The organism is Citrobacter sp. S39, assembly GCF_009495675.1.
GTDB lineage: Bacteria > Pseudomonadota > Gammaproteobacteria > Enterobacterales > Enterobacteriaceae > Citrobacter > Citrobacter freundii.
On sequence record NZ_CP045555.1, the window covers coordinates 3,546,397 to 3,569,040 of the forward strand.

A 22,644-nucleotide genomic window follows, 5' to 3' on the forward strand; every position below is an offset into this window, starting at 1 on the left:
CGTTTTTATTTCTTTTATTACTAGACGACCGGTCTATTCAGGAGTGCCACATGTCATCTGAAAAACTGTTTTCCCCACTGAAAGTGGGTGCCATTACGGCAGCAAACCGCGTATTCATGGCGCCACTGACGCGTCTGCGCAGTATTGAGCCTGGCGACATCCCTACTCCGCTGATGGCCGAGTATTACCGTCAACGCGCCAGCGCGGGTCTTATTATCAGCGAAGCGACGCAGATTTCCGCACAGGCGAAAGGCTATGCCGGAGCACCCGGCTTACACAGCGAAGCGCAAATTGCCGCATGGAAGAAAATCACCGCTGCCGTACACGCTGAGCAAGGTCATATTGCTGTCCAGTTGTGGCACACCGGACGCATCTCTCACGCCAGTCTGCAACCAAATGGTCAAGCTCCAGTTGCACCTTCCGCGATTAGTGCTGGAACCCGCACCTCGCTGCGCGATGAAAACGGTCTGGCAACGCGTGCCGATACCTCAATGCCACGTGCGCTGGAAACCGAAGAGATTCCGGGCATCGTTAATGACTTCCGTCAGGCGATAGCCAACGCGCGCGAAGCGGGTTTCGACATGGTTGAACTGCACTCTGCCCACGGCTACCTGCTGCACCAGTTCCTGTCGCCAACCTCTAATCAGCGTACCGATCAATACGGCGGTAGCGTCGAAAATCGTGCGCGTCTTGTGCTGGAAGTGGTTGATGCCGGTATTAAAGAATGGGGTGCCGATCGTATTGGTATTCGCGTCTCCCCGATTGGCTCATTCCAGAACGTTGACAACGGTCCGAACGAAGAAGCCGATGCGCTGTATCTGATTGAACAATTGGGCAAGCGTGGAATCGCTTACCTGCACATGTCTGAGCCGGATTGGGCCGGTGGTGAGCCGTATTCCGATGCGTTCCGCGAAAAAGTTCGCGCGCGCTTCCACGGTCCTATCATTGGTGCTGGTGCCTACACCCCTGAAAAGGCAGAAGCGCTGATCGAGAAAGGTCTGATCGACGCCGTTGCTTTTGGTCGTGCCTATATTGCTAACCCGGATCTGGTGGCGCGTCTGCAACGCAAAGCGGAACTGAATCCGCAACGTGCCGAGAGCTTCTACGGCGGCGGCGCGGAAGGTTACACCGACTATCCTACCCTCTAACGTCACAATCTCCGTTCTGCCATTGATAGCGGCGTAACAACGCCGCTATACTAAAACAACATTTTGATTGTATTAGCCATTTTCGAAGGGGAAAAAGATGCGTTTACTCCATACCATGCTGCGCGTGGGTGACCTGCAGCGTTCCATCGAGTTTTATACCAACGTGCTGGGCATGAAGCTGCTGCGTACCAGCGAAAACCCTGAATACAAGTACTCTCTGGCTTTTGTCGGCTACGGTCCTGAAACCAGTGAAGCCGTAATCGAACTGACCTATAACTGGGGTGTCGACAAGTATGAGCTGGGTACTGCCTATGGCCATATCGCCCTGAGCGTAGACAACGCGGCTGAAGCCTGTGAACGTATTCGCCAGAATGGCGGTAACGTAACGCGTGAAGCGGGTCCGGTAAAAGGCGGCACCACAGTGATTGCGTTCGTTGAAGATCCGGACGGCTATAAAATTGAGCTGATCGAAGAGAAAGACGCCGGGCGCGGCCTGGGCGACTAACTTCCCCTCGGGCGCAGATCGTCTGTGCCCGTAGTTTTATACTCATCATTTTGCCATAATACGCGCTGCAATTTTCCCGTATTAAGAGACCCAGATGTCCGATAACGCTCAACTTTCCGGTCTGTGTGACCGTTTTCGTGGTTTTTATCCTGTCGTCATTGATGTCGAAACCGCAGGGTTCAATGCCAAAACCGATGCGCTGCTTGAGATTGCAGCCATCACACTGAAAATGGATGAACAAGGCTGGCTGATGCCGGACACGACGTTACATTTCCACGTAGAGCCGTTTGAAGGCGCGAATCTGCAGCCGGAGGCCCTCGCCTTTAACGGTATTGACCCGAACAATCCGCTACGCGGCGCGGTCAGCGAATATGACGCTCTGCATGCCATCTTCAAAATGGTGCGTAAAGGCATTAAAGACAGCGGCTGCAATCGGGCAATCATGGTGGCGCATAACGCTACGTTCGACCACAGTTTCATGATGGCAGCAGCAGAACGCGCCTCGCTGAAACGGAATCCGTTTCATCCATTTGTCACCTTTGATACTGCGGCATTAAGCGGTCTGTCATTGGGGCAAACGGTGTTGTCAAAAGCGTGCCTGGCGGCGGGAATGGAGTTTGACGGGAATCAGGCACACTCGGCACTGTATGACACCGAACGTACGGCCGTGCTGTTTTGCGAAATCGTTAACCGCTGGAAACGTCTCGGTGGTTGGCCTCTTCCCGTGCCTGAAGAAGCGTAACGGCGACATAAAAAAAGCGACCATTTCAGGTCGCTTTTTTACTTCTGCTGATATTACTCAGCGTCCGGCTCTTCGGTTTTGTATTTCGCAGCTGTTTCTTTAATCAGCTGCTGCAACTCACCGCGCTGGTACATTTCGATCAAAATGTCACAACCGCCAATCAGCTCACCATCAACCCACAGTTGTGGGAAAGTTGGCCAGTTTGCGTATTTCGGCAGTTCGGCGCGAATATCCGGGTTCTGCAGAATATCAACGTAAGCAAAGCGTTCACCACAGGCTGACAGCGCCTGCACAGCCTGAGCGGAGAAACCGCAGCTTGGCAGTTTAGGAGAACCTTTCATGTACAGGAGAATCGGGTTTTCAGCGATCTGGCGCTGGATTTTTTCGATAGTGGTGCTCATTATCTTGCTTCCTTAAACTTCTTTTACGGCAGTAGTCTGACATTGTAACGGGTCAGACAGGCAACGGAAAATAACATTTTCATTACGCGTTATTATTTTATCCCCTGACGCTAAAAGTTGCATTCATAATCTCATTTATCCCCTTCAAACATGTGGTTTTGATTATCTGTTCACCAACTCCAACGTTAATTGATGTTTTTTTTTGCGGTCGGTTACGAAACATAGTTTTAAACAAAAAAAGCTATTAACTTTCCCTCTTTCTATAGATTAGAATCGTCAAGTTTTGAAAATCACACGCAGGCACGATAGACCTGCCTTACCAGAGGACTGCTCAGTGGCGCGGATAAACCGAATCTCGATCACGCTCTGTGCTTTACTTTTTACTACACTGCCCTTTACGCCTATGGCTCATGCTTCCAAGCAAGCCAGGGCGACACCTACCAATTCTCACACCATCAAAACGGTAGATAAAAAGAAAAGCGCAACAACCAGCCAAAAAACAACAAAGACCAGCAAGAAAACGGCGACAAAAACCACCAGTAAAACCAGCACCAAAACCGCTTCCTCTTCTAAAAAACGCACTGCCACTCCGGCAAAGTCGACTAAAACTGCAAATCGTCGTGGTAAAACTGCCGTAGCACAAACCGCAGCTGTTACCTGGACTGAAAAATGCACACCGCGCAAAGGTCATAAACCACGCTGCGTGAAGGTGAAAACCACTGCACCAACTACGCTTGCTGACGCCCATAAAGTGAAAGTGCAGAAAGCGACTAAAACCGCTATGTCCACTTTGATGAACCAAATCGGTAAACCTTATCGTTGGGGCGGTTCCTCGCCAAGAACCGGGTTTGACTGCAGCGGTCTGGTTTATTACGCCTATAAAGATCTGGTGAAGTTCCGCATTCCGCGTACCGCGAACGAAATGTATCATCTGCGTGATGCCGCACCGATTGAACGTGGCGAACTGAAAAATGGCGATCTGGTCTTCTTTCGTACCCAGGGTCGCGGAACAGCCGATCACGTCGGCGTCTACGTCGGAAACGGTAAGTTTATTCAGTCACCGCGTAGCGGGCAGGAAATTCAAATCACCTCTCTGAGCGAAGATTACTGGCAGCGCCACTATGTGGGCGCTCGTCGGGTAATGACGCCAAAAACAATTCGCTAAAAACTTACCCTACAGAACATGCTGTAGGGTAAGTTCTTCTTTTGCATAACCTTTCAATTTGCTACCCTATCCTTACTCACAATGAGGCTATTGTGTGTACTCAATATAAATAATAAGGAGAGAAGCAATGTCGTTTGAATTACCTGCATTACCGTATGCCAAAGATGCTCTGGCACCGCACATTTCTGCCGAAACGCTGGAATATCACTATGGCAAACACCATCAAACCTACGTGACCAATCTGAACAATCTGATTAAAGGCACGGCGTTTGAAGGCAAATCACTGGAAGAGATCGTTCGTAGCTCTGAAGGCGGTGTATTCAATAACGCAGCACAAGTATGGAACCACACGTTCTACTGGAACTGCCTGGCACCGAACGCAGGTGGCGAACCAACCGGTAAACTGGCCGATGCAATTGCCGCCTCCTTTGGCAGCTTTGCAGATTTCAAAGCGCAGTTCACCGATGCCGCTATCAAAAACTTCGGTTCTGGCTGGACCTGGCTGGTTAAAGGAACTGATGGCAAACTGGCTATCGTCTCCACCTCCAACGCAGGTACTCCGCTGACTACCGACGCGACGCCGCTGATGACCGTTGACGTATGGGAACACGCCTACTACATCGACTATCGCAATGCCCGTCCTGGCTACCTGGAACATTTCTGGGCGCTGGTGAACTGGGAATTTGTTGCGAAGAACTTCGCAGCATAAAAAAGATAACGCAGAAGGGCTTCCTTCTGCGTTTTTGCATTAATTCGCGGTCGTGAAAGCCTCTTCTGGCTGTCTTCTTGCGGAAATAAACACCAGCAGCAGCGCAAGACCCGCCACAATCGCCCCCATCACTGGCACAAAACTGTAGCCCAGGCCGCCTGATATCACCGCCCCACCGGCCGCTGCACCCAGAGCGTTCCCCAGATTAAACGCGCCAATATTGACTGACGATGATAATCCAGGCGCTTCACTGGCAACGCGCATCACACGCATCTGCAACGGTGGAACGACCGCGAACGTCGCCGCGCCCCAGACCACCATACTGATCGCCGCCCCCAGCTCATTACGCGCAAGGAAAGGAATGGCCAGCATAATAACCATCAGCAGCAGTAAAAAGCCTTTCAACGTACCGTTGACTGAACGGTCAGCAAACTTGCCACCAAAGTAGTTACCGATCGAGAAACCAATGCCTATCAACACCAGCATCCCGGTAACAAATGCCGGAGTGGCATGAGTGATAGTATGCAGAACTGGCGAGATGTAGGTATAAAGCGTGAACATCGCTCCAGCACCCAGTACGGTAGTCAGTAACGCCGACAACACCTGTGGGCGCATAAGTACCGCCAGTTCGCTGCGAACATCCGGGCGCTCTCCGGCTCCACCCTTGGGTAAGGAGAAGAACAGGCTAACCATAGCAATGACGCCCAGACCCGCAGTGGCCATAAATGACATGCGCCAGCCGATGGTTTCACCAAGCCATGTCGCCGCCGGAACGCCGCCAATATTGGCGATGGTTAACCCCATAAACATCGTTGCTACGGCGCTGGCCTGCTTATGTTTGGGTACAACACTGGCAGCAACCACTGAACCGAGACCAAAAAAGGCCCCATGGTTAAGACTGGTCAAAATACGCGATAGCATTAGCGTGGTGTAATCCGGCGAGATAGCCGAAAGCACATTACCCAGCGTGAAAATCGCCATCAGGAATATCAAAGCATTACGTCGCGCGCGATGAGACAGCAGCAATGTCATCAGCGGTGCACCTACCATCACACCTACCGCATAGGCGCTGATCAGCATGCCGGCCGCCGGAATCGAGACATCCACACCTTTGGCTATGACGGGCAATAATCCCATTGGCGAAAATTCGGTGGTGCCAATGCCAAACGCTCCGATCGCCAGCGCCAGTAAAGGATAATTGAGTTTCATATTGCGACTCCGTAACGTCGAGCCGTGGCGCGACATAAAATAAGAGTCAAAAGCATGACATTGATCGCAAAATTAATAAAGTTAACAAAATTGCAAAAGACTTTTGCTAATTAGCAAACAATAGAAGAGATAGACGAGCGGAAAGAGTGAGGGAGAGCTAACTCCCTCGGGGAAATCAATGCAGCGCTGCGGTCAGGCCACCCGCGACGATCAAACCCAGAACAATAATGGTAGTCACTAACGAAAATTTCAGATCGGTGCTCATCAAGTTTTCTCCTTTTTATTCCCACACAAAAAGTGATATTGCGCATTTTTACACACTTGAAAGCAAAAATCTCTCACGATTTATATTGATAACTGCTTTTAACTCTTCCCCTTTTCGTTAAGATCAGACAAAATTCCACGCTTACTTGATTAGCGTACCGGCCATTGACCCCTTCCTGACGTTCCGTGTCGTTTTCCCGGCGTGCCGCAACCCTTACGTTGCGCTAAGGGTGTGTAAAGGCAAACGTTTACCTGGAGTATTCTCAGGAGCTTAGGATATGGTCTGGAGTGAGATGTAATGGCAACAATTAAAGATGTAGCGAAGCGAGCAAACGTTTCCACTACAACCGTATCACACGTAATTAACAAGACGCGCTTTGTCGCGGAAGAAACGCGTAATGCTGTCTGGGCAGCGATCAAAGAACTGCACTATTCTCCGAGCGCAGTTGCCCGCAGCCTGAAGGTGAATCACACCAAGTCTATTGGCTTGCTGGCGACCAGCAGCGAAGCGGCCTATTTCGCAGAAATTATCGAAGCCGTGGAGAAAAACTGTTTCCAGAAAGGCTATACGCTGATTCTGGGTAACGCATGGAACAGTCTCGAAAAGCAGCAGGCCTATCTGTCGATGATGGCGCAAAAGCGCGTTGATGGTCTGCTGGTGATGTGTTCTGAGTATCCGGAGTCGCTGCTTTCGATGCTCGAAGAGTATCGCCATATTCCGATGGTCGTCATGGACTGGGGCGAAGCTAAAGCCGACTTTACCGATACGGTCATTGATAACGCCTTCGAAGGCGGTTACATGGCGGGTCGGTATCTGGTAGAACGCGGTCATCGTGAAATTGGCGTGATCCCAGGTCCAATGGAACGTAATACCGGGGCCGGGCGTCTGGCGGGCTTTATGAAAGCGATGGAAGAAGCGCTGATTAAAGTGCCTGATAACTGGATTGTCCAGGGCGATTTCGAGCCTGAGTCCGGCTATCGCGCCATGCAGCAAATTCTTTCGCAATCGCATCGTCCGACCGCTGTCTTCTGCGGTGGCGATATTATGGCGATGGGTGCGCTGTGCGCCGCTGACGAAATGGGTCTGCGCGTACCACAGGATGTTTCACTCATCGGCTACGACAACGTGCGCAACGCCCGCTTCTTCACGCCGGCCTTAACGACCATTCACCAGCCGAAGGATTCACTAGGTGAAACGGCCTTCAACATGCTGTTAGACCGTATCGTGAATAAACGTGAAGAGTCACAGTCTATCGAGGTGCATCCACGTCTGGTTGAGCGTCGCTCCGTTGCCGACGGTCCGTTCCGCGATTATCGCCGTTAAGCCTGTTGTGCGGGAGTCTCATCTGGCTCCCGCAGCCATTCCTTGTTCAACGTTTCACTATCCCCTAAATAGTCCAGCAGCCAACTCAATGCCGGTGACGTATCGTTCTGCTGCCATGTCAGACAGCATGCGGCATCAGGAAAGGGGTTCTCCAGTTGCAGCGCAACCCACTTGCCGCTATCGATCCACGGCTTGGCAAAATGCGTCGGTACCATGCCAACACACAACCCTGCTGATAAGCAGGTAGCGGATGATTCCCAGTCAGGCACCACGACGCGCTTTTGGTTATCCAGCAGCCAGGTAATACGCTTTGGCAACGTACGGGAGGTATCTTCGCGCACCAGTGACGGCCAGTTGCGCAACGTATCATCACTTAGCGGTCCGGGCATTGATGCCAGTGGATGATGGCTGGCTACCACGCAACTCCAGCTCAGCATTCCCATATCGCGGAAGGTATAGCGCCCCCCTACCGGAATCGCCTGTGTGGCGCCGATGGCCAGCTCCACGCGTCCATCGGACAGCGCGTCCCATACGCCGTTAAACACTTCCTGAAAAACTAACAACTCCACATCATCAAAGTGACGGTAAAAATCCACGATCATCTGTCGGGTACGATCCGGGCGGACAATGTTATCGACTGCGATCGCCAGCTGTCCGCGCCAGCCGTTGGCAATTTGCTGGCATTGCTGGCGCGTGATCTGCATTTTTTTGATAACAGAGCGACCTTCTTTTAAAAACCATGCCCCGGCAGGCGTTAATTCCACATCCCGATGGCGTCGCTCAAAAAGTGGTACCGCCAGCCACTCTTCCAGTTGGCGCACAGTGTAGCTTACCGCCGAAGGTACACGGTGTAGCTCCTGTGCGGCTGAACTAAAGCTACCGTTACGCGCAACCGCATCAACCACTTCAAGTGAATATTCCGACCACATATTCTGCCTGCAAAAATTTTGAAATCAGTAAGCAAATATTAGCGTTTCACAGCGAGAATTACACTCACTACACTCAGCGGCATTGTTCTACTGCTAAAAAAAGAGAAATGATGATGCAACCTGGGAAAGGGTTTTTAGTCTGGCTGGCGGGCCTTAGCGTGCTCGGCTTTCTGGCAACAGATATGTATCTGCCCGCCTTCGCCGCAATTCAGTCCGATCTGCAAACGCCTGCATCTGCCGTCAGCGCCAGCCTGAGCTTGTTCTTAGCCGGTTTTGCCGTCGCACAACTGCTGTGGGGACCGCTCTCTGACCACTATGGTCGCAAGCCTATTTTGCTACTGGGTTTATCTATCTTCGCACTGGGCAGTCTGGGCATGCTGTGGGTTGAAAACGCCACAGGCCTGCTGGTACTGCGATTTGTTCAGGCCGTTGGCGTCTGTGCAGCATCGGTTATCTGGCAAGCGCTGGTTACCGACTATTATCCTTCACAAAAAGTAAACCGCATCTTTGCCACCATTATGCCGCTGGTCGGGTTATCACCTGCCCTCGCCCCGTTATTAGGTAGTTGGATCCTGGTACATTTTTCCTGGCAGGCCATTTTTGCCACCCTGTTCGCCATTACTCTGATTCTGATGCTTCCGGCGCTGCGTTTAAAGCCTTCAGCTAAAGCACGCGATGACAGCCAGGATAAACTGACTTTCGCCACCTTGCTGCGCTCGAAAACTTACCGTGGAAACGTGCTGATTTATGCCGCCTGTTCTGCGAGCTTTTTTGCATGGCTGACGGGTTCCCCGTTCATCCTTAGCGAAATGGGTTATAGCCCAGCGGTAATTGGTCTGAGCTATGTTCCGCAAACTATCGCCTTTTTAATCGGTGGTTACGGCTGTCGTGCTGCGCTGCAAAAATGGCAGGGTCGTCAGCTGCTGCCCTGGTTACTCATTCTGTATGCCTTCAGCGTTGTAGGCACCTGGGCGACCGGCTTTATTCATCATGTCGCATTGGCTGAAATCCTGATCCCATTCTGCGTTATGGCGATTGCGAACGGCGCAATCTACCCTATCGTTGTCGCCCAAGCATTACGCCCTTTCCCACAGGCCACTGGACGCGCTGCCGCATTGCAGAATACGCTACAACTGGGTTTATGCTTCCTGGCAAGCCTTGTCGTTTCCTGGTTGATTGCTACCCCGCTGCTCACCACTACCAGCGTTATGCTGACCACGGTATTGCTGGCTGCTGTGGGTTACAAAATGCAATCGCAGAAAACTGACGCCCCGCAAACAGATGACCGCGCGCAAATTGCCCACGGAGAGTCTCACTAATAATTGTCGCGGGCAATTAATTAGCCCGCTAAGAATTATCAGTTGAATCGTCAAAAATTCAGGCCTATACTGATTTCCGGATGTTAAAAAAACGATAATTTTTATGTGTTAACGGGAACAAGAATGTTCCCGTATTCCCACGGATGGTCTTTTCGGCAAGGGTTCCTCCCTTCCTCTGTTCTACGTCGGATTATAGATTCACGGATTAATTCCGTGAGATTTCTCACAAAGCCCAAAAAAGCGTCTACGCTGTTTTAAGGTTCTGATCACCGACCAGTGATGGAGAAGCTATGAGTTCATCGTGTATAGAAGACGTCAGCGTACCGGATGATGACTGGTACCGCATCACCAATGAATTATTGAGCCGTGCAGGCATTACCATTAATGGCCCGGCACCGGCGGATATTCGCGTAAAGAACCCCGATTTTTTCAAACGAGTATTGCAGGAAGGATCGTTAGGGTTAGGTGAAAGTTATATGGATGGCTGGTGGGAATGCGACCGGCTGGATATGTTTTTTAGTAAAGTCCTACGCGCCGGTCTTGAAAACCAACTCCCCCGCCACTTCAAAGATACGTTACGAATTGCCGCTGCTCGCTTGTTCAATTTGCAGACCAAAAAGCGTGCATGGGTTGTCGGCAAAGAACATTACGATTTAGGCAACGATCTCTTTACTCGCATGCTGGACCCCTATATGCAGTATTCCTGCGCCTACTGGAAAGATGCCGATACCCTGGAATCTGCCCAGCAGGCGAAGCTAAAAATGATTGCTGAAAAGCTGCAGTTGAAGCCTGGGATGCGGGTGCTCGATATAGGCTGCGGCTGGGGCGGCTTATCCCAGTTTATGGCATCAGAATATGGCGTCAGCGTGGTGGGTGTAACCATTTCGGCAGAACAGCAGAAAATGGCGCAGTCACGGTGTGCGGGGCTTGATGTCACAATTTTGCTGCAGGATTATCGTGACCTGAATGACAAATTCGATCGTATTGTTTCCGTCGGCATGTTTGAGCATGTAGGGCCGAAAAACTACGCCACCTATTTTGACGTGGTCGATCGCAATTTAAAACCGGATGGTCTCTTTTTACTGCATAGCATCGGCTCCAAAAAGACCGACAATAACGTTGATCCGTGGATCAATAAATATATCTTCCCGAACGGCTGTTTACCATCAGTTCGCCAGATTGCCAACGCCAGCGAGCCACATTTTGTAATGGAAGACTGGCATAATTTTGGCGCGGATTACGACACGACGCTGATGGCCTGGCACGAACGTTTCATTAACTCCTGGCCTGAAATCGCCGATAACTATACCGAACGTTTCAAACGGATGTTCAGCTATTATCTGAACGCCTGTGCCGGAGCGTTTCGAGCTCGCGATATTCAGTTATGGCAGGTGGTATTTTCTCGCGGCGTTGAACACGGCCTGCGCGTTCCCCGTTAATCGTTATCGCCCCCGTATCAACGAGGGCTTAACTCTCAGGCTTAGGCTCCCGCTTCTCCCGTTATGTTGCTGATGGCGCTTTCACGCGCCGCCAGCACACGCTCAACAGTATCAACCACCGCCTGCGTTTGGGGATCGATTTCGATATTAACCCTTGCGCCCAGCTTTTTCTTGCCAAGCGTCGTACGCTCCAGCGTTTCCGGGATCAAGTGTACACAGAAACGCGTCGGCGTCACTTCACCGACCGTCAGACTGATACCGTCAATACCAATAAATCCTTTGTACAGGATATATTTCATCAGCGACGGGTCCTGGACTTTAAACCACACCTGGCGGTTATTCTCCGAGGTCAGAATTTTCGACACTTCGGCAGTGGTCATAATATGGCCCGACATTAAATGTCCGCCAATCTCATCACTGAATTTTGCCGCACGCTCAACGTTAACCAAATCACCGACCTTCAGTTCGCCCAGATTGGTGATACGCAGCGTTTCTTTCATCAGGTCAAAGCTTATCTGGTTACCGTTAATTTCGGTGACCGTCAGGCAGCACCCATTGTGGGCAACCGATGCGCCGGTCTCCAGCGCATCCAGCATATATTCAGGCAACTCCACAACATGCGTACGAAAATTTGGTTTTTCATCAATGGACACCAATTTTGCGGTGCCCTGCACAATACCCGTAAACATACTTCCTACTCCTGAACTCAATTAAGACATCTCTGCACAGCACAATAGCAGGTGGAAATTCAGGTTGCCAGCAATGCGCCACCAGCGCCTGTTTTTTCACTGGAGAATTACGTATTCCTCGCTACAATAGACTGAAATTTCCCCTGCTTTTTCTCCTTGCTGCCATATAAGGCGGCTTTTTTAGTCTCTCAAATAACAACAATATAGTGGTGTACACGTGCAAAAGTATGTAAGTGAAGCGCGTCAGTTATTAGCTCTGGCAATACCGGTGATTCTTGCGCAAATCGCTCAAACCGCAATGGGATTCGTTGATACCGTCATGGCGGGCGGATACAGCGCTACTGATATGGCGGCAGTCGCCATTGGTACGTCCATTTGGCTGCCGGCCATTCTGTTTGGTCATGGACTACTGCTGGCTTTGACGCCGGTCATTGCGCAACTCAATGGTTCCGGACGCCGCGACCGTATCGCTCATCAAATACGTCAGGGATTCTGGCTGGCGGGCAGCGTCTCCGTGCTGATTATGGTTGTGCTATGGAACGCAGGGTACATTATTCGCTCCATGCATAACATTGACCCGGCGCTGGCGGATAAAGCCGTTGGCTACCTGCGTGCCTTGCTGTGGGGCGCACCGGGGTATTTGTTCTTCCAGGTAGCCCGTAACCAGTGCGAAGGATTAGCCAAAACTAAACCAGCGATGGTGATGGGTTTTCTCGGCCTGCTGGTGAACATTCCGGTTAACTACGTTTTCATTTATGGACATTTAGGCATGCCGGAACTGGGTGGCGTAGGCTGCGGCGTGGCTACGGCGGCTGTTTACTGGGTGATGTTTATCGCCATGCTCTCTTACATCAAACGTGCGCGCTCAATGCGCGATATCCGTAATGAGCGTGGTTTCCAGAAACCTGACACCGCAGTAATGAAGCGTCTGGTGCAACTGGGTTTACCTATCGCGCTGGCGTTATTTTTCGAGGTAACGCTGTTTGCAGTGGTCGCTCTGCTGGTTTCCCCGCTGGGGATTGTCGACGTGGCCGGACACCAGATCGCACTGAACTTCAGTTCGTTAATGTTCGTCCTGCCGATGTCTCTGGCTGCTGCCGTCACCATTCGTGTCGGTTATCGTCTGGGCCAGGGCTCCACGCTGGATGCACAAACTGCAGCCAGAACGGGTCTGGGTGTCGGTGTCTGCATGGCGGTCGTAACGGCGCTTTTCACCGTGACATTCCGCGAGCATATTGCCCTGCTCTACAACAATAATCCGGAAGTCGTCACCCTGGCCGCGCAGCTCATGTTACTGGCCGCGGTGTATCAAATATCGGACTCTATCCAGGTTATTGGCAGCGGGATCCTGCGTGGTTATAAAGATACGCGTTCCATTTTCTTTATAACCTTTACAGCCTACTGGGTGCTGGGTCTGCCGAGCGGCTATATACTGGCGCTGACCGATCTGGTGGTTGACCGCATGGGGCCAGCAGGATTCTGGATGGGCTTTATTATCGGCCTGACCTCTGCGGCGGTGCTGATGATGCTGCGGATGCGCTTTCTGCAACGCCAGCCGTCAGCGGTTATATTGCAACGAGCTGCACGATAATGCCTAAATAGCCGCCGTCTGGCGGCTTTTTTTACATCCTCAGAACGGGCTGGCGTTTTGGGCGTTCATCCACGCTTCACTAATGGGATGCCTGAAATGCAGTTCACTGGCATGCAGCATCAGTCGCGGCACCCTTTCAGTGCCAGGCAGCAGACGCCCGCCATACAAATCACAGCCTAAAATCGGATGTCCCAACAGCTGACAGTGGATCCGCAGTTGGTGGGTCCGCCCGGTTTCAGGCATCAGTTGTACCCGCGTCAAGGGGAGCAACGCCCCCTTTTCCTGACGATGATAAAAGCGCTCGACAACCTGATAGCGCGAACGTGCGGGTTTGCCGTTGAGAGCACAAATTGACATTAATGGAAACAGCGACGGGTCTTTGGCAATCGCTGCATCGATAACTCCTTCGTCGTTTTCCAGATGCCCGCATAACAGTGCGCTGTACACCTTAGTGACCGTACGCTGGCTGAACTGCTGGCAAAGTGCAGCGTTGATAGCCTTGTTACGGGCGACCACCATCAGTCCAGAAGTGCCGAAATCAAGCCGATGTACCAGCGTGCAGCCAGGGTAAATCTGTACCAGCCGATGATGTACCGAATCGAGATTCTGCGGATTTTTGCCCGACAAGCTAAGTAACCCGCTGGGTTTATTGATTAGCACCAGATGCTCGTCCCGATAGAGGGTCTCTATCTCGTCATGACAAGGCGGGGCAATAAAGGTATCGAGGATCGTAGACATCAGGCGGCCAGAATGAGGTGTGGGGACGGATGATAACGAATTTTCACCGCAGTGGCGAATCGGAGCGCTGACCCAATGGCTGGCATGGTAGAGTGTGATTTATCCTGAGTGCGATGAGAGGGTTATTCTGTGCAACAAATCGATTTTTACATGGTGGATGCCTTTACCACCACGACGTTTGGCGGTAATGCCGCAGCAGTCTGTCCGCTCACGGACTGGTTGCCCGATGAAACATTATTAAAGATGGCACAGCAGCATAACCAGTCAGAAACCGCTTTTTTTATCGCCAATGAGAATGGTTTTGAGCTGCGTTGGTTTACCACTCAGGGTGAAATCAATCTGTGTGGGCATGCCACGCTTGCCACCGCGCATGTCATCTTTGAACATCTGGATTACCCGGATACAAAAATCCATTTTGCTACCTGCTTTGTGGGACCGCTGACGGTCACGCGCAGCGGTGAATGGCTGACGCTCGATTTTCCTGCCTGGCAAAGCGAATCTGCCGTGCCGCCCGCTTTACTGCTGGAAACATTAGGCATCACCGAATACAAAGAGATGCGCGTGGCACGCGATTACATGGTGGTGTTGGAAAATCAACAGCAGGTTGAGGCTGTTCGCCCAAACATCCACGCCATGCTTCCGCTGGGGAAAATGGTGTGCATCACCGCGCCGGGTGACGGGGAATACGATTTTGTCAGCCGTTTCTTCTGCCCGGGTGAAGCCATCGCGGAAGACCCGGTCACAGGCTCGGCACATAGCATGCTGATCCCTTACTGGGCTGCAAAACTGAATAAAACACAGATGCTGGCGCGCCAGGTCTCTGAGCGCGGCGGGGATTTACGCTGTCAGTTAGCAGGAACGCGTGTTTATATCAGTGGACAGGCAATAACTTATCTGACCGGTAAAGTGCTGCTGCGCTAGCAGCCTTACCCGAAATAACCAATCCATGGAGGATTTATGTCGAACAAACTCGTGCAGATACACTTTGATTTTCATGGTCCGTTTGGGGCTGAGATGTCGAGTCAGCTCGTTGAACTGGCCGAATCAATCAACCAGGAGCCGGGGTTCATCTGGAAAATCTGGACCGAGAACGAAGCAAATCACGAAGCGGGTGGCATCTACCTGTTCCGGGACGAAGACACCTCTCAGGCCTATATCAAAAAGCATACCGCCCGTCTGAAGCATCTGGGTGTGGAAGACGTGACGTTCAAAATCTTCGATATCAATGAACCGTTAACTAAAATTAACCACGGTCACATCGGCTAGTATTTTGCCTTAGACGCCCCGCCCGGGGCGTTTCTTCACTCTCCTGCCTTCCCCTCTTCGTTCCTACCCAGGTTAGCTATTTACGTTAGCCACATTTGCAATAGTTCACAAAATCATCACCCGCGAAAATTATCTCTAGCCGAATGTGGCATAAAGGCGTATAAAATAATACAAATCGTATTATTTTATACAAAATGAATCATCAGCTACTGGAGGTTTATTATGTCCGCGGACATTACACTGAACTCATCTGCTGGAAGCTTCCCGCCAGCAGGTCATTACTCGCACAGTACAACGGCTGGCGGTTTCGTCTTCATTTCCGGGCAATTGCCGGTCACTTTCGACGGTGAGAAAAAAGCGGATGCCTCTTTTGAAGATCAAACCCGGCTGGTGCTACAGAATATTGATGCTTGTCTGGCAGGTGCTGGAGTTTCCCGCCAGCATCTGGTGTCAGTTCGCGTCTATGTGACGGATATGAATCAGTGGCCGACGTTTAACAAAATCTATGGGGAGTGGATCGGCGATTTCCGTCCATCCCGTGCAGTAGCCGGTGTTGCGGAACTTCATTATGGTTTTGCGCTGGAAGTTGAAGCTATGGCGCTGGCCCCGCAAGCGTGACATTTAACAACATACAGGTGAACAACAATGACTGAAATGACACTGCCTGATTATAACGATGTTGCCGCTGCGGCAGAGCGCATCGCAGATTATGCTAACAAAACGCCGGTGATGACATCCCGAACGGTTAATGAAGAATTTGGCGCGGAAGTCTTCTTTAAGTGCGAAAACTTCCAGAGAATGGGCGCCTTCAAATTTCGCGGCGCTATGAATGCGCTACGCCAGTTCACACCACAACAACGTGCTGCGGGCGTCGTGACGTTTTCTTCCGGTAACCATGCGCAGGCCATTGCACTGTCGGCAAAATTATTGGGGATTCCAGCAACAATTATTATGCCGCATGATGCTCCGGTAGCTAAAGTTGCAGCAACAAAAGGCTATGGCGGAAAGGTGGTAACTTACGATCGCTATACTGAAGATCGTGAAAAAATTGGTCGGGACCTGGCAGAGAAACAGGGATTAACGCTGATCCCCCCTTACGACCATCCGCACGTGATTGCAGGCCAGGGCACCGCCACAAAAGAGCTGATTGAAGAAGTGGGTCAGTTAGACGCCCTTTTCGTTTGTCTGGGCGGTGGCGGCCTGCTCTCAGGATCCGCTCTGGCGGCCAGACATCTGTCTCCTGACTGCATCGTCTATGGTGTTGAACCTGAGGCGGGTAACGATGGTCAACAGTCGTTTCGTAGCGGAAAGATTGTTCATATCGATACGCCCAAAACCATTGCTGACGGTGCTCAGACCCAACATCTCGGGAACTATACGTTTCAGATTATCCAGCAAAACGTGAACGATATTCTGACGGTTTCAGACGCTGAATTAATCACCTCAATGAAATTTATCGCTGAACGCATGAAAATCGTCGTAGAACCGACCGGGTGTCTGGGTTTTGCTGCCGCCAGAGCGCGCAAAGCTGAACTTCGCGGCAAAAAAGTCGGCATTATCATCAGCGGCGGAAACGTGGATATCAGCCGCTACAGTGAATTTCTGGCCGGATGATAAACAGGGTATCTGTCATGCAGATACCCTAATGTTACTGTCTGTACATTGCCGTCTGGAAAAACGATCCCAGGTCACTGTAAACTGCTCGCAATCATGGCAACAGGCATCACCGCAGGAGACTGGCATGCCAAAAACCGACAATAACTCGCTTCTCAGCCAAATTGATACTATCGCCAGGGGATTGAGTGAGACCTTCTCTCCGTTTTGCGAAGTGGTGGTTCATGACCTCAAAAATCCTGAACATGCCATTTTATCCATCCATAATAATCTGTCCGGACGTCAACCCGGCCAGCCAGCAACCGAGCTTGGCCTGGCGAGAATCGCATCGCCTGACTTTCCCAGCATCATTGCGAACTACAGTAATCAGTTTGCCGATGGTCGCCCGGTGAAAAGTACCTCAATTGGCATCAAGGACGAAGAAGGCAGATACGTAGCAGCTCTCTGTCTGAATGTAGATATGACACTGTTTCGTGGTATGCAGAGTGCTCTTGCGCGTTTTACTGAAACCGAAAACTCCCCCATTAAGGAACATATCGATCCCGGCAGTAACGAAGTCATCCGCCAGCGTATTGATGACTTTGCCGCTAAACGCGCTACGACGGCCCGAGCCCTTAAACCTCAAGACCGTAAGCTGCTGATTCAACAATTACGCCAGGACGGTTTGCTTAACGTACGCAAATCTATGGATACGGTGGCGCAGCATCTGGGCGTATCGAGGGCCACCGCCTACCTGTATGCCCGCCAGTCAGTTCAGGCGGGTGAATAAACGGGTTCTGTTGAACCGCACCAGCCGCAGTATAAAAAGTCTGTTCTTGATTACCGACACGAAGCGCTCCCGCTATACTTTGGCCCGCTTCGTATCCGATATAGCCATCAACCAGTAAACAACGCCCGCCGCAGGGAAAAAAATAAACCTTTATTTTCGTAGGTATTTATTGGCACTGGGTCAATAAATGATTTATTTTTGTACATACATAGTGAGATTACGTTTTCCTCAAATAACACCATCAGCATTGATTAAACATCATAATAAAACAAACAAAATCTAACCCATTGATTTAGAGGAATAAAAATAAAGTTGATTTTATTGCGTCAATAATACCTATGCAATATATATAAATAGAGTGATATCTAAATTATAATTCTTTTACATCCGGCTGATTGGTGAGGTAAGTATGCGGTTAATCGTCATGTTAGTAAGCTTTGTGCTCACCACCCAGCTCTGGGCGGGTGAACTTCCCCAGCCTTCCGGTACAGTTCTTTTGACGCTGTCCGGTAATATTGAAAATACAAATGCAGACGGGAAAGCCGTTTTTGATACCGCCAGCCTTGAGAAGCTGGGCATGGTCAGTTTCCAGACCACCTCCCCCTGGTATAATGGACGCACTACCTTTACGGGTATTCCACTACAAAAGCTCATGGATTACGTCGGCGCGAGCGGCTCGGTTGTAAAGGTCACTGCGCTCAATGACTACACCACCGTAATCCCTCTCAGTGATTTCAAAAAATACAATGCCATCCTTGCGTTAAAAATCAACGGAAAATATATGCGCATCCGTGATAAAGGTCCTTTATTCATTGTGTACCCCTATGACAGCATGCCGGAACTGAATAATCAGATTTATTATTCAAGGTCTGCATGGCAGGTCAGTAGTATGGATATTGAGTAAACGTTCAGAGGAACATCATGAACAGAATACTGGCTGGCATCATCTTTTTTCTTTTTATATCTACCGGATATATCTCTTTCCTCGTGCATGAACGGCAACAAGAGTTACAGAAACTGACTCACTACACCGATTCCTGGTCTGCTGCTCAGCTGGTATCACAATATTACCGATTCGAGTCATTGCTGGGTCTTTACACTATCGATGACACGATGAATCTCGATGATGTACGCATGCGCCTCGACATTATGCTCAGCCAGAGTGATTTAATAAAAGAAGGTGACCTGGGGCGCTACATAGAAAGCAATATAGCCCACCGTGAGCTGGCGGTAAAACTTGAAAACACTCTTAGTTTTCTGGATGTTAATCTAGAGAAAATGAACCGTTCGGCACTCCAGGCTTATCTGAAAAAAATGCATACTCTGGATGCGCCACTGGGTCGTCTTTCATCTGGTGCGTTAAACAAAGATGTTAACTCGATCAATAACGCCAACCAAAAAATTCAAACGCTGTACTATATTTACTCAGCAACCTCGGTGCTGCTGATAATACTGAGTGCGATCCTGGGCGTGCTCATTTTCTATCAAAACAGAAATATTCTGCGGGCGCACCTGCAGGTCAAGAGTCTTGCCGAAGAACTGCAGAAATCTAAAGAAAAGCTGCAAATCCAGAATGCTAAACTGGAATATGACGTCTACCATGACTCTCTTACCGAGATGAATAATCGTCAACTATTCTGGAGCGATTTAAATAAAACAATTGAGATAGCAGAAAAAAATCACGATTCTGTGACTGTGATGTTGTTTGATTTAGATCGATTCAAAGAGGTAAATGATACGTATGGTCATGATGCCGGTGATATGTTGCTACGCCAGATATCAGACCGACTGGTTTCAATGAGCCTTACTTCGGATACGCTGTATCGCCTGGGTGGAGATGAATTTGCGTTTCTCTCAAGTGGCCTGACAGAAAGCCACGCCGTTTCGCGGGCCCAGAAAATATGTGAATTTATCAGCCAGCCCTACACTATTTATAACACGATTATCAACATAACCACCTGTGTTGGCATTGTTATCTCAGACACTGAACGTCGTTCCGACTATCTTTATAAATTTGCCGATCTGGCCCTTTATGAAGCCAAAGGTGAAGGCTCAGGTAAGATAAAAGTCTTCCGACAACGAATGTTAGAAAAGCTACAAGAAAGCAGAACGCTTGAGCATGATATGGCATTGGCAATAGTGAACAAAGAATTCGTGGTTTATTACCAGCCCATTGTTGACTCCTTCAGCCAGGAAATTTATAGCTATGAAGCCCTAATTCGTTGGCTCCATCCTCTGAAGGGCCTCCTGTCGCCGGATAGCTTTATTCCTGTTGCTGAAAAAACCGGAATGATTAATGAGATGGGGAAAGCAGTGCTTGAAATTGCCTGCAGGGAAGCGGCTTGTTGGGCGGTTCCTGCTAAAATTTCAGTAAATGTCTCTCCTGTCCAGCTAAGCAGCAAAGCCTTTGTCGGTATCGTACTGTCTATTCTGAAAGAAACTGGACTCCCAGCCGATCGTCTTGAACTGGAAGTAACAGAGTCCTCTCTCTTCACTGAGAGTACGACACCGATGAATACGCTTAATAAGCTCAGAGCCCTGGGCGTAAAAATCTCCATCGATGATTTTGGTACCGGATATTCTTCTCTTTCGCGCCTGAGCAAGCTTGCCTTCGATAAAATTAAAATAGACAAGTCTTTTGTGCATTCAATATCCACACATGAAGATGCGCTTAATATCATCAAACTGATCACGGGCATGGCGAAATCCCTCAATATGAAGGCTGTTGCTGAAGGTGTTGAAACGCAGGAACAACTAAAAAGCCTTCAGGCGCTGGGCTGCGATTTCGCCCAAGGATATCTGTTTGGTAAACCTCAACCTTGTGTCAATGAGGAAATCAGAAATGGTCAAGTTGTGCCAATAAACAACAGAAAAACGATGCCATGAAGATTTTCTATCAGGCTTCAACTGCCCGTAACGCGCTGAGTGGCAATGTCGACGCTAAACTCACCCTGACCTGAGGTTTAAAAAATGAGCACTTTTCATCAACTTACCGCCACAAGCCTGAATGGTCAGCTTATTTCAATGGCCGACTATGCAGGCAAACTGGTACTGGTGGTTAATACCGCCAGCCATTGTGGCTTTACGCCACAATATGCGGGCCTTGAAGCACTGTATAAGAAATACAACACACAGGGCCTGGTGGTGCTTGGTTTCCCCTGCAACCAGTTTGGTAAGCAGGAACCCGGTGGGGCCGACGAAATCGCGCAGACCTGCTACGTCAACTACGGCGTGAGTTTTCCAATGTTTGAGAAAGTGGAGGTTAACGGTGCCGCTACACACCCAGTATTTCGTTACCTGAAAGATGAATTACCCGGCATACTGGGTGGGAGGATCAAGTGGAACTTCACTAAATTTTTGGTCGGACGCGACGGAAAACCGCTTAAGCGTTTTGCCCCCTTCACCACTCCAGAAAAAATAGATACCGTCATCTTTGATGCACTAAAAATCTAATGGTTGCTGTCATTCAAATATCACATTAATACTGTGGATATTCATTGGTTTTTATCTTCAGTAAGTCACCGTATTAGCCAAAATAAGCGGCAATCTTCAGCTAAAGTTGGTAAATCCTCTGAACGGTTCTATAGTCGGGACTGCTTTTCATTACAGGGTTTACTAATGCGATTTAACGGACTGACTAAAGGTTTCTTCATTTTCATACTTGCCCTCGTGACCTGGGCATTCTTCGATGTGCTGTCCCCCTACTTTTCCGCCATTTTGTGGGCCGCGATATTAACGACTATCTTTAACCCGGTAAAAAACAGACTGCGCAGCGCGCTTGGCGACCGCAACGGACTGGCATCGTTTATTACCATCGTCATTATCTGTCTGATTGTCTTTATCCCGCTGATGGTAATCCTGTCATCGCTGGCCATTGAACTGAACGTGGTGTACACCAAGCTGCAACAGAATGACACGCAGTTCCCGGAGGTCGTCGCTTCTGTTCTTTCGTATCTTCCTGACTGGGCCAGAGGTTTTCTGGCAGAACACAATCTGGATGATGTCGCGCAGATCCAGAAAAAACTGTCCGATGTCGTGCTGCAGGGTGGACAATACCTCGCCGGCAGCGCGTTCCTGATTGGTAAAGGAACATTCGGCTTTGCTATTAGCTTTGGCATCATGCTGTATCTACTGTTCTTCTTACTGAAGGACGGACCGTACCTGGTGCGCCAGATTCTGGACTCATTACCGCTTTCTGATTTTGCCAAACAGCACCTGTTTGCAAAATTCGTCGGCGTGACGCGGGCAACCGTCAAGGGCACGGCGGTCGTCGCTTTGGTTCAGGGTATTCTTGGCGGCATCGCGTTTGCGATTGTAGATATCGATGGTAGCGTTCTGTGGGGCGCGTTGATGGCGTTTCTCTCCCTCGTGCCCGCCGTCGGTTCAGCGATCGTCTGGGTACCAGCAGCAATATTTCTGTTCGCCACCCATCAGCTATGGCAAGGGCTGTTTATCGTTGGCTTCTTTGTGATCATCGTTGGGCTGGTGGACAATATCCTGCGCCCGCTGCTGGTAGGTAAAGACACCAAAATGCCGGACTATCTGATTTTGATTACCACTCTCGGCGGCATGGAGATCTACGGTATTAACGGCTTTGTGATTGGCCCCCTGGTTGCTGCACTTTTCATAACCTGCTGGAACCTGTTTTCCGGGCGTGACCATGAAGGTAACGTGGAAGGAATCGACGAAGCCTTTATGGAAGAAGGAAAAAATCCTCCAGATTTTTGATTGCAGGACGATAACAGAAGGCGGTTTAAGGACCGCCTTTTTTATTTTCACGCAAAATCATACGTTTCCTATAATTTCAATCATGCGTATTCATT

24 protein-coding genes are annotated in these 22,644 nt (G+C 50.0%); 18 read left to right on the forward strand and 6 right to left on the reverse strand.

The window, feature by feature from the left end; translation table 11 throughout:
* Positions 1-50: 50 nt before the first annotated feature.
* The 3 genes from GFB57_RS16890 (at position 51) to rnt (ending at position 2,395) form a co-directional block, all read left to right on the forward strand.
* Positions 51-1,148, forward strand: coding sequence for an alkene reductase (locus tag GFB57_RS16890; RefSeq protein WP_003029197.1), 1,098 nt, complete (start codon positions 51-53; stop codon positions 1,146-1,148).
* A gap of 97 nt (positions 1,149-1,245) precedes the next feature.
* Entirely contained in the window at positions 1,246-1,653 is a 408-nt protein-coding gene (gloA, locus tag GFB57_RS16895; protein WP_003029198.1) for a lactoylglutathione lyase, read from the forward strand.
* A 94-nt stretch (positions 1,654-1,747) separates the two neighbouring features.
* Positions 1,748-2,395, forward strand: a complete 648-nt coding sequence (gene rnt, locus GFB57_RS16900; protein WP_003029200.1) for a ribonuclease T — start codon at positions 1,748-1,750, stop codon at positions 2,393-2,395.
* 53 nt (positions 2,396-2,448) lie between these two features.
* On the opposite strand, the gene grxD is transcribed toward rnt, so the two are convergent.
* Positions 2,449-2,796: a monothiol glutaredoxin 4 gene (gene grxD / locus GFB57_RS16905; RefSeq protein WP_003029202.1), complete on the reverse strand. Its 348-nt coding sequence runs from the start codon at positions 2,794-2,796 to the stop codon at positions 2,449-2,451.
* A 334-nt stretch (positions 2,797-3,130) separates the two neighbouring features.
* Here grxD and GFB57_RS16910 point away from each other — a divergent pair, with 334 nt between their 5' ends.
* Both GFB57_RS16910 and sodB read left to right on the forward strand, forming a co-directional pair.
* Positions 3,131-3,961 carry a C40 family peptidase gene (locus GFB57_RS16910; RefSeq protein ID WP_003029203.1) on the forward strand — a complete coding sequence of 277 codons (831 nt, stop codon included), beginning with the start codon at positions 3,131-3,133 and terminating at the stop codon, positions 3,959-3,961.
* 127 nt (positions 3,962-4,088) lie between these two features.
* Positions 4,089-4,670 carry a superoxide dismutase [Fe] gene (gene sodB, locus GFB57_RS16915; RefSeq protein WP_003029205.1) on the forward strand — a complete coding sequence of 194 codons (582 nt, stop codon included), beginning with the start codon at positions 4,089-4,091 and terminating at the stop codon, positions 4,668-4,670.
* A gap of 39 nt (positions 4,671-4,709) precedes the next feature.
* Here the strand turns inward: sodB and GFB57_RS16920 are convergent, their stop codons facing one another.
* Together GFB57_RS16920 and cydH are read right to left on the reverse strand one after the other, a co-directional pair.
* Complete coding sequence (locus GFB57_RS16920; protein WP_003029207.1) at positions 4,710-5,879, reverse strand: MFS transporter; 1,170 nt, start codon at positions 5,877-5,879, stop codon at positions 4,710-4,712.
* 175 nt (positions 5,880-6,054) lie between these two features.
* Positions 6,055-6,144 carry a cytochrome bd-I accessory subunit CydH gene (gene cydH, locus GFB57_RS16925; RefSeq protein ID WP_003029209.1) on the reverse strand — a complete coding sequence of 30 codons (90 nt, stop codon included), beginning with the start codon at positions 6,142-6,144 and terminating at the stop codon, positions 6,055-6,057.
* 297 nt (positions 6,145-6,441) lie between these two features.
* On the opposite strand from cydH, the gene purR reads away from it, so the two are divergent.
* Positions 6,442-7,467, forward strand: a complete 1,026-nt coding sequence (gene purR, locus GFB57_RS16930) for an HTH-type transcriptional repressor PurR (RefSeq protein ID WP_003029211.1) — start codon at positions 6,442-6,444, stop codon at positions 7,465-7,467.
* Here the strand turns inward: purR and punR are convergent.
* Positions 7,464-8,396: a DNA-binding transcriptional activator PunR gene (gene punR / locus GFB57_RS16935; protein WP_003029215.1), complete on the reverse strand. Its 933-nt coding sequence runs from the start codon at positions 8,394-8,396 to the stop codon at positions 7,464-7,466. The two genes, purR and punR, sit on opposite strands and share 4 nt — an antisense overlap.
* Before the next feature lie 113 nt (positions 8,397-8,509).
* Here punR and punC point away from each other — a divergent pair, with 113 nt between their 5' ends.
* Together punC and cfa are read left to right on the forward strand one after the other, a co-directional pair.
* Complete coding sequence (gene punC / locus GFB57_RS16940; RefSeq protein ID WP_003029217.1) at positions 8,510-9,715, forward strand: purine nucleoside transporter PunC; 1,206 nt, start codon at positions 8,510-8,512, stop codon at positions 9,713-9,715.
* A gap of 290 nt (positions 9,716-10,005) precedes the next feature.
* Entirely contained in the window at positions 10,006-11,154 is a 1,149-nt protein-coding gene (cfa, locus tag GFB57_RS16945) for a cyclopropane fatty acyl phospholipid synthase (protein WP_003029219.1), read from the forward strand.
* A gap of 41 nt (positions 11,155-11,195) precedes the next feature.
* On the opposite strand, the gene GFB57_RS16950 is transcribed toward cfa, so the two are convergent.
* Positions 11,196-11,843 (reverse strand): riboflavin synthase, encoded by a 648-nt coding sequence (locus GFB57_RS16950; RefSeq protein WP_003029220.1) that lies wholly within the window; start codon positions 11,841-11,843, stop codon positions 11,196-11,198.
* Between the two features lie 217 nt (positions 11,844-12,060).
* Here GFB57_RS16950 and mdtK point away from each other — a divergent pair, with 217 nt between their 5' ends.
* A complete protein-coding gene (mdtK, locus tag GFB57_RS16955) occupies positions 12,061-13,434 on the forward strand; it encodes a multidrug efflux MATE transporter MdtK (RefSeq protein ID WP_003029224.1) in 1,374 nt (457 codons plus the stop codon).
* A gap of 39 nt (positions 13,435-13,473) precedes the next feature.
* On the opposite strand, the gene GFB57_RS16960 is transcribed toward mdtK, so the two are convergent.
* Positions 13,474-14,172, reverse strand: a complete 699-nt coding sequence (locus GFB57_RS16960; RefSeq protein WP_003029226.1) for an RluA family pseudouridine synthase — start codon at positions 14,170-14,172, stop codon at positions 13,474-13,476.
* A 129-nt stretch (positions 14,173-14,301) separates the two neighbouring features.
* Here GFB57_RS16960 and GFB57_RS16965 point away from each other — a divergent pair, with 129 nt between their 5' ends.
* The 9 genes from GFB57_RS16965 to GFB57_RS17005 all read left to right on the forward strand — a co-directional run bounded on the left by GFB57_RS16965 (position 14,302) and on the right by GFB57_RS17005 (position 22,549).
* Positions 14,302-15,093: a PhzF family phenazine biosynthesis protein gene (locus GFB57_RS16965; protein WP_003029228.1), complete on the forward strand. Its 792-nt coding sequence runs from the start codon at positions 14,302-14,304 to the stop codon at positions 15,091-15,093.
* A gap of 36 nt (positions 15,094-15,129) precedes the next feature.
* Positions 15,130-15,438, forward strand: a complete 309-nt coding sequence (locus tag GFB57_RS16970; protein WP_003029229.1) for a monooxygenase — start codon at positions 15,130-15,132, stop codon at positions 15,436-15,438.
* Between the two features lie 222 nt (positions 15,439-15,660).
* Positions 15,661-16,056 carry a RidA family protein gene (locus GFB57_RS16975; RefSeq protein WP_003029233.1) on the forward strand — a complete coding sequence of 132 codons (396 nt, stop codon included), beginning with the start codon at positions 15,661-15,663 and terminating at the stop codon, positions 16,054-16,056.
* Positions 16,057-16,083: 27 nt separating this feature from the next.
* Positions 16,084-17,052, forward strand: coding sequence for a threo-3-hydroxy-L-aspartate ammonia-lyase (locus tag GFB57_RS16980; protein ID WP_003029236.1), 969 nt, complete (start codon positions 16,084-16,086; stop codon positions 17,050-17,052).
* Between the two features lie 127 nt (positions 17,053-17,179).
* Entirely contained in the window at positions 17,180-17,821 is a 642-nt protein-coding gene (locus GFB57_RS16985; protein ID WP_003029239.1) for a PAS domain-containing protein, read from the forward strand.
* Between the two features lie 409 nt (positions 17,822-18,230).
* The gene (locus GFB57_RS16990) at positions 18,231-18,725 is read left to right on the forward strand and encodes a molybdopterin-dependent oxidoreductase (protein ID WP_003029241.1); all 495 of its coding nucleotides are present in this window, start codon (positions 18,231-18,233) and stop codon (positions 18,723-18,725) included.
* Between the two features lie 17 nt (positions 18,726-18,742).
* Positions 18,743-20,707 carry a GGDEF domain-containing phosphodiesterase gene (locus GFB57_RS16995; protein ID WP_003029244.1) on the forward strand — a complete coding sequence of 655 codons (1,965 nt, stop codon included), beginning with the start codon at positions 18,743-18,745 and terminating at the stop codon, positions 20,705-20,707.
* Positions 20,708-20,791: 84 nt separating this feature from the next.
* Positions 20,792-21,274, forward strand: a complete 483-nt coding sequence (locus GFB57_RS17000; protein WP_003029247.1) for a glutathione peroxidase — start codon at positions 20,792-20,794, stop codon at positions 21,272-21,274.
* 165 nt (positions 21,275-21,439) lie between these two features.
* Complete coding sequence (locus GFB57_RS17005; protein WP_003029249.1) at positions 21,440-22,549, forward strand: AI-2E family transporter; 1,110 nt, start codon at positions 21,440-21,442, stop codon at positions 22,547-22,549.
* Positions 22,550-22,644: the final 95 nt, after the last annotated feature.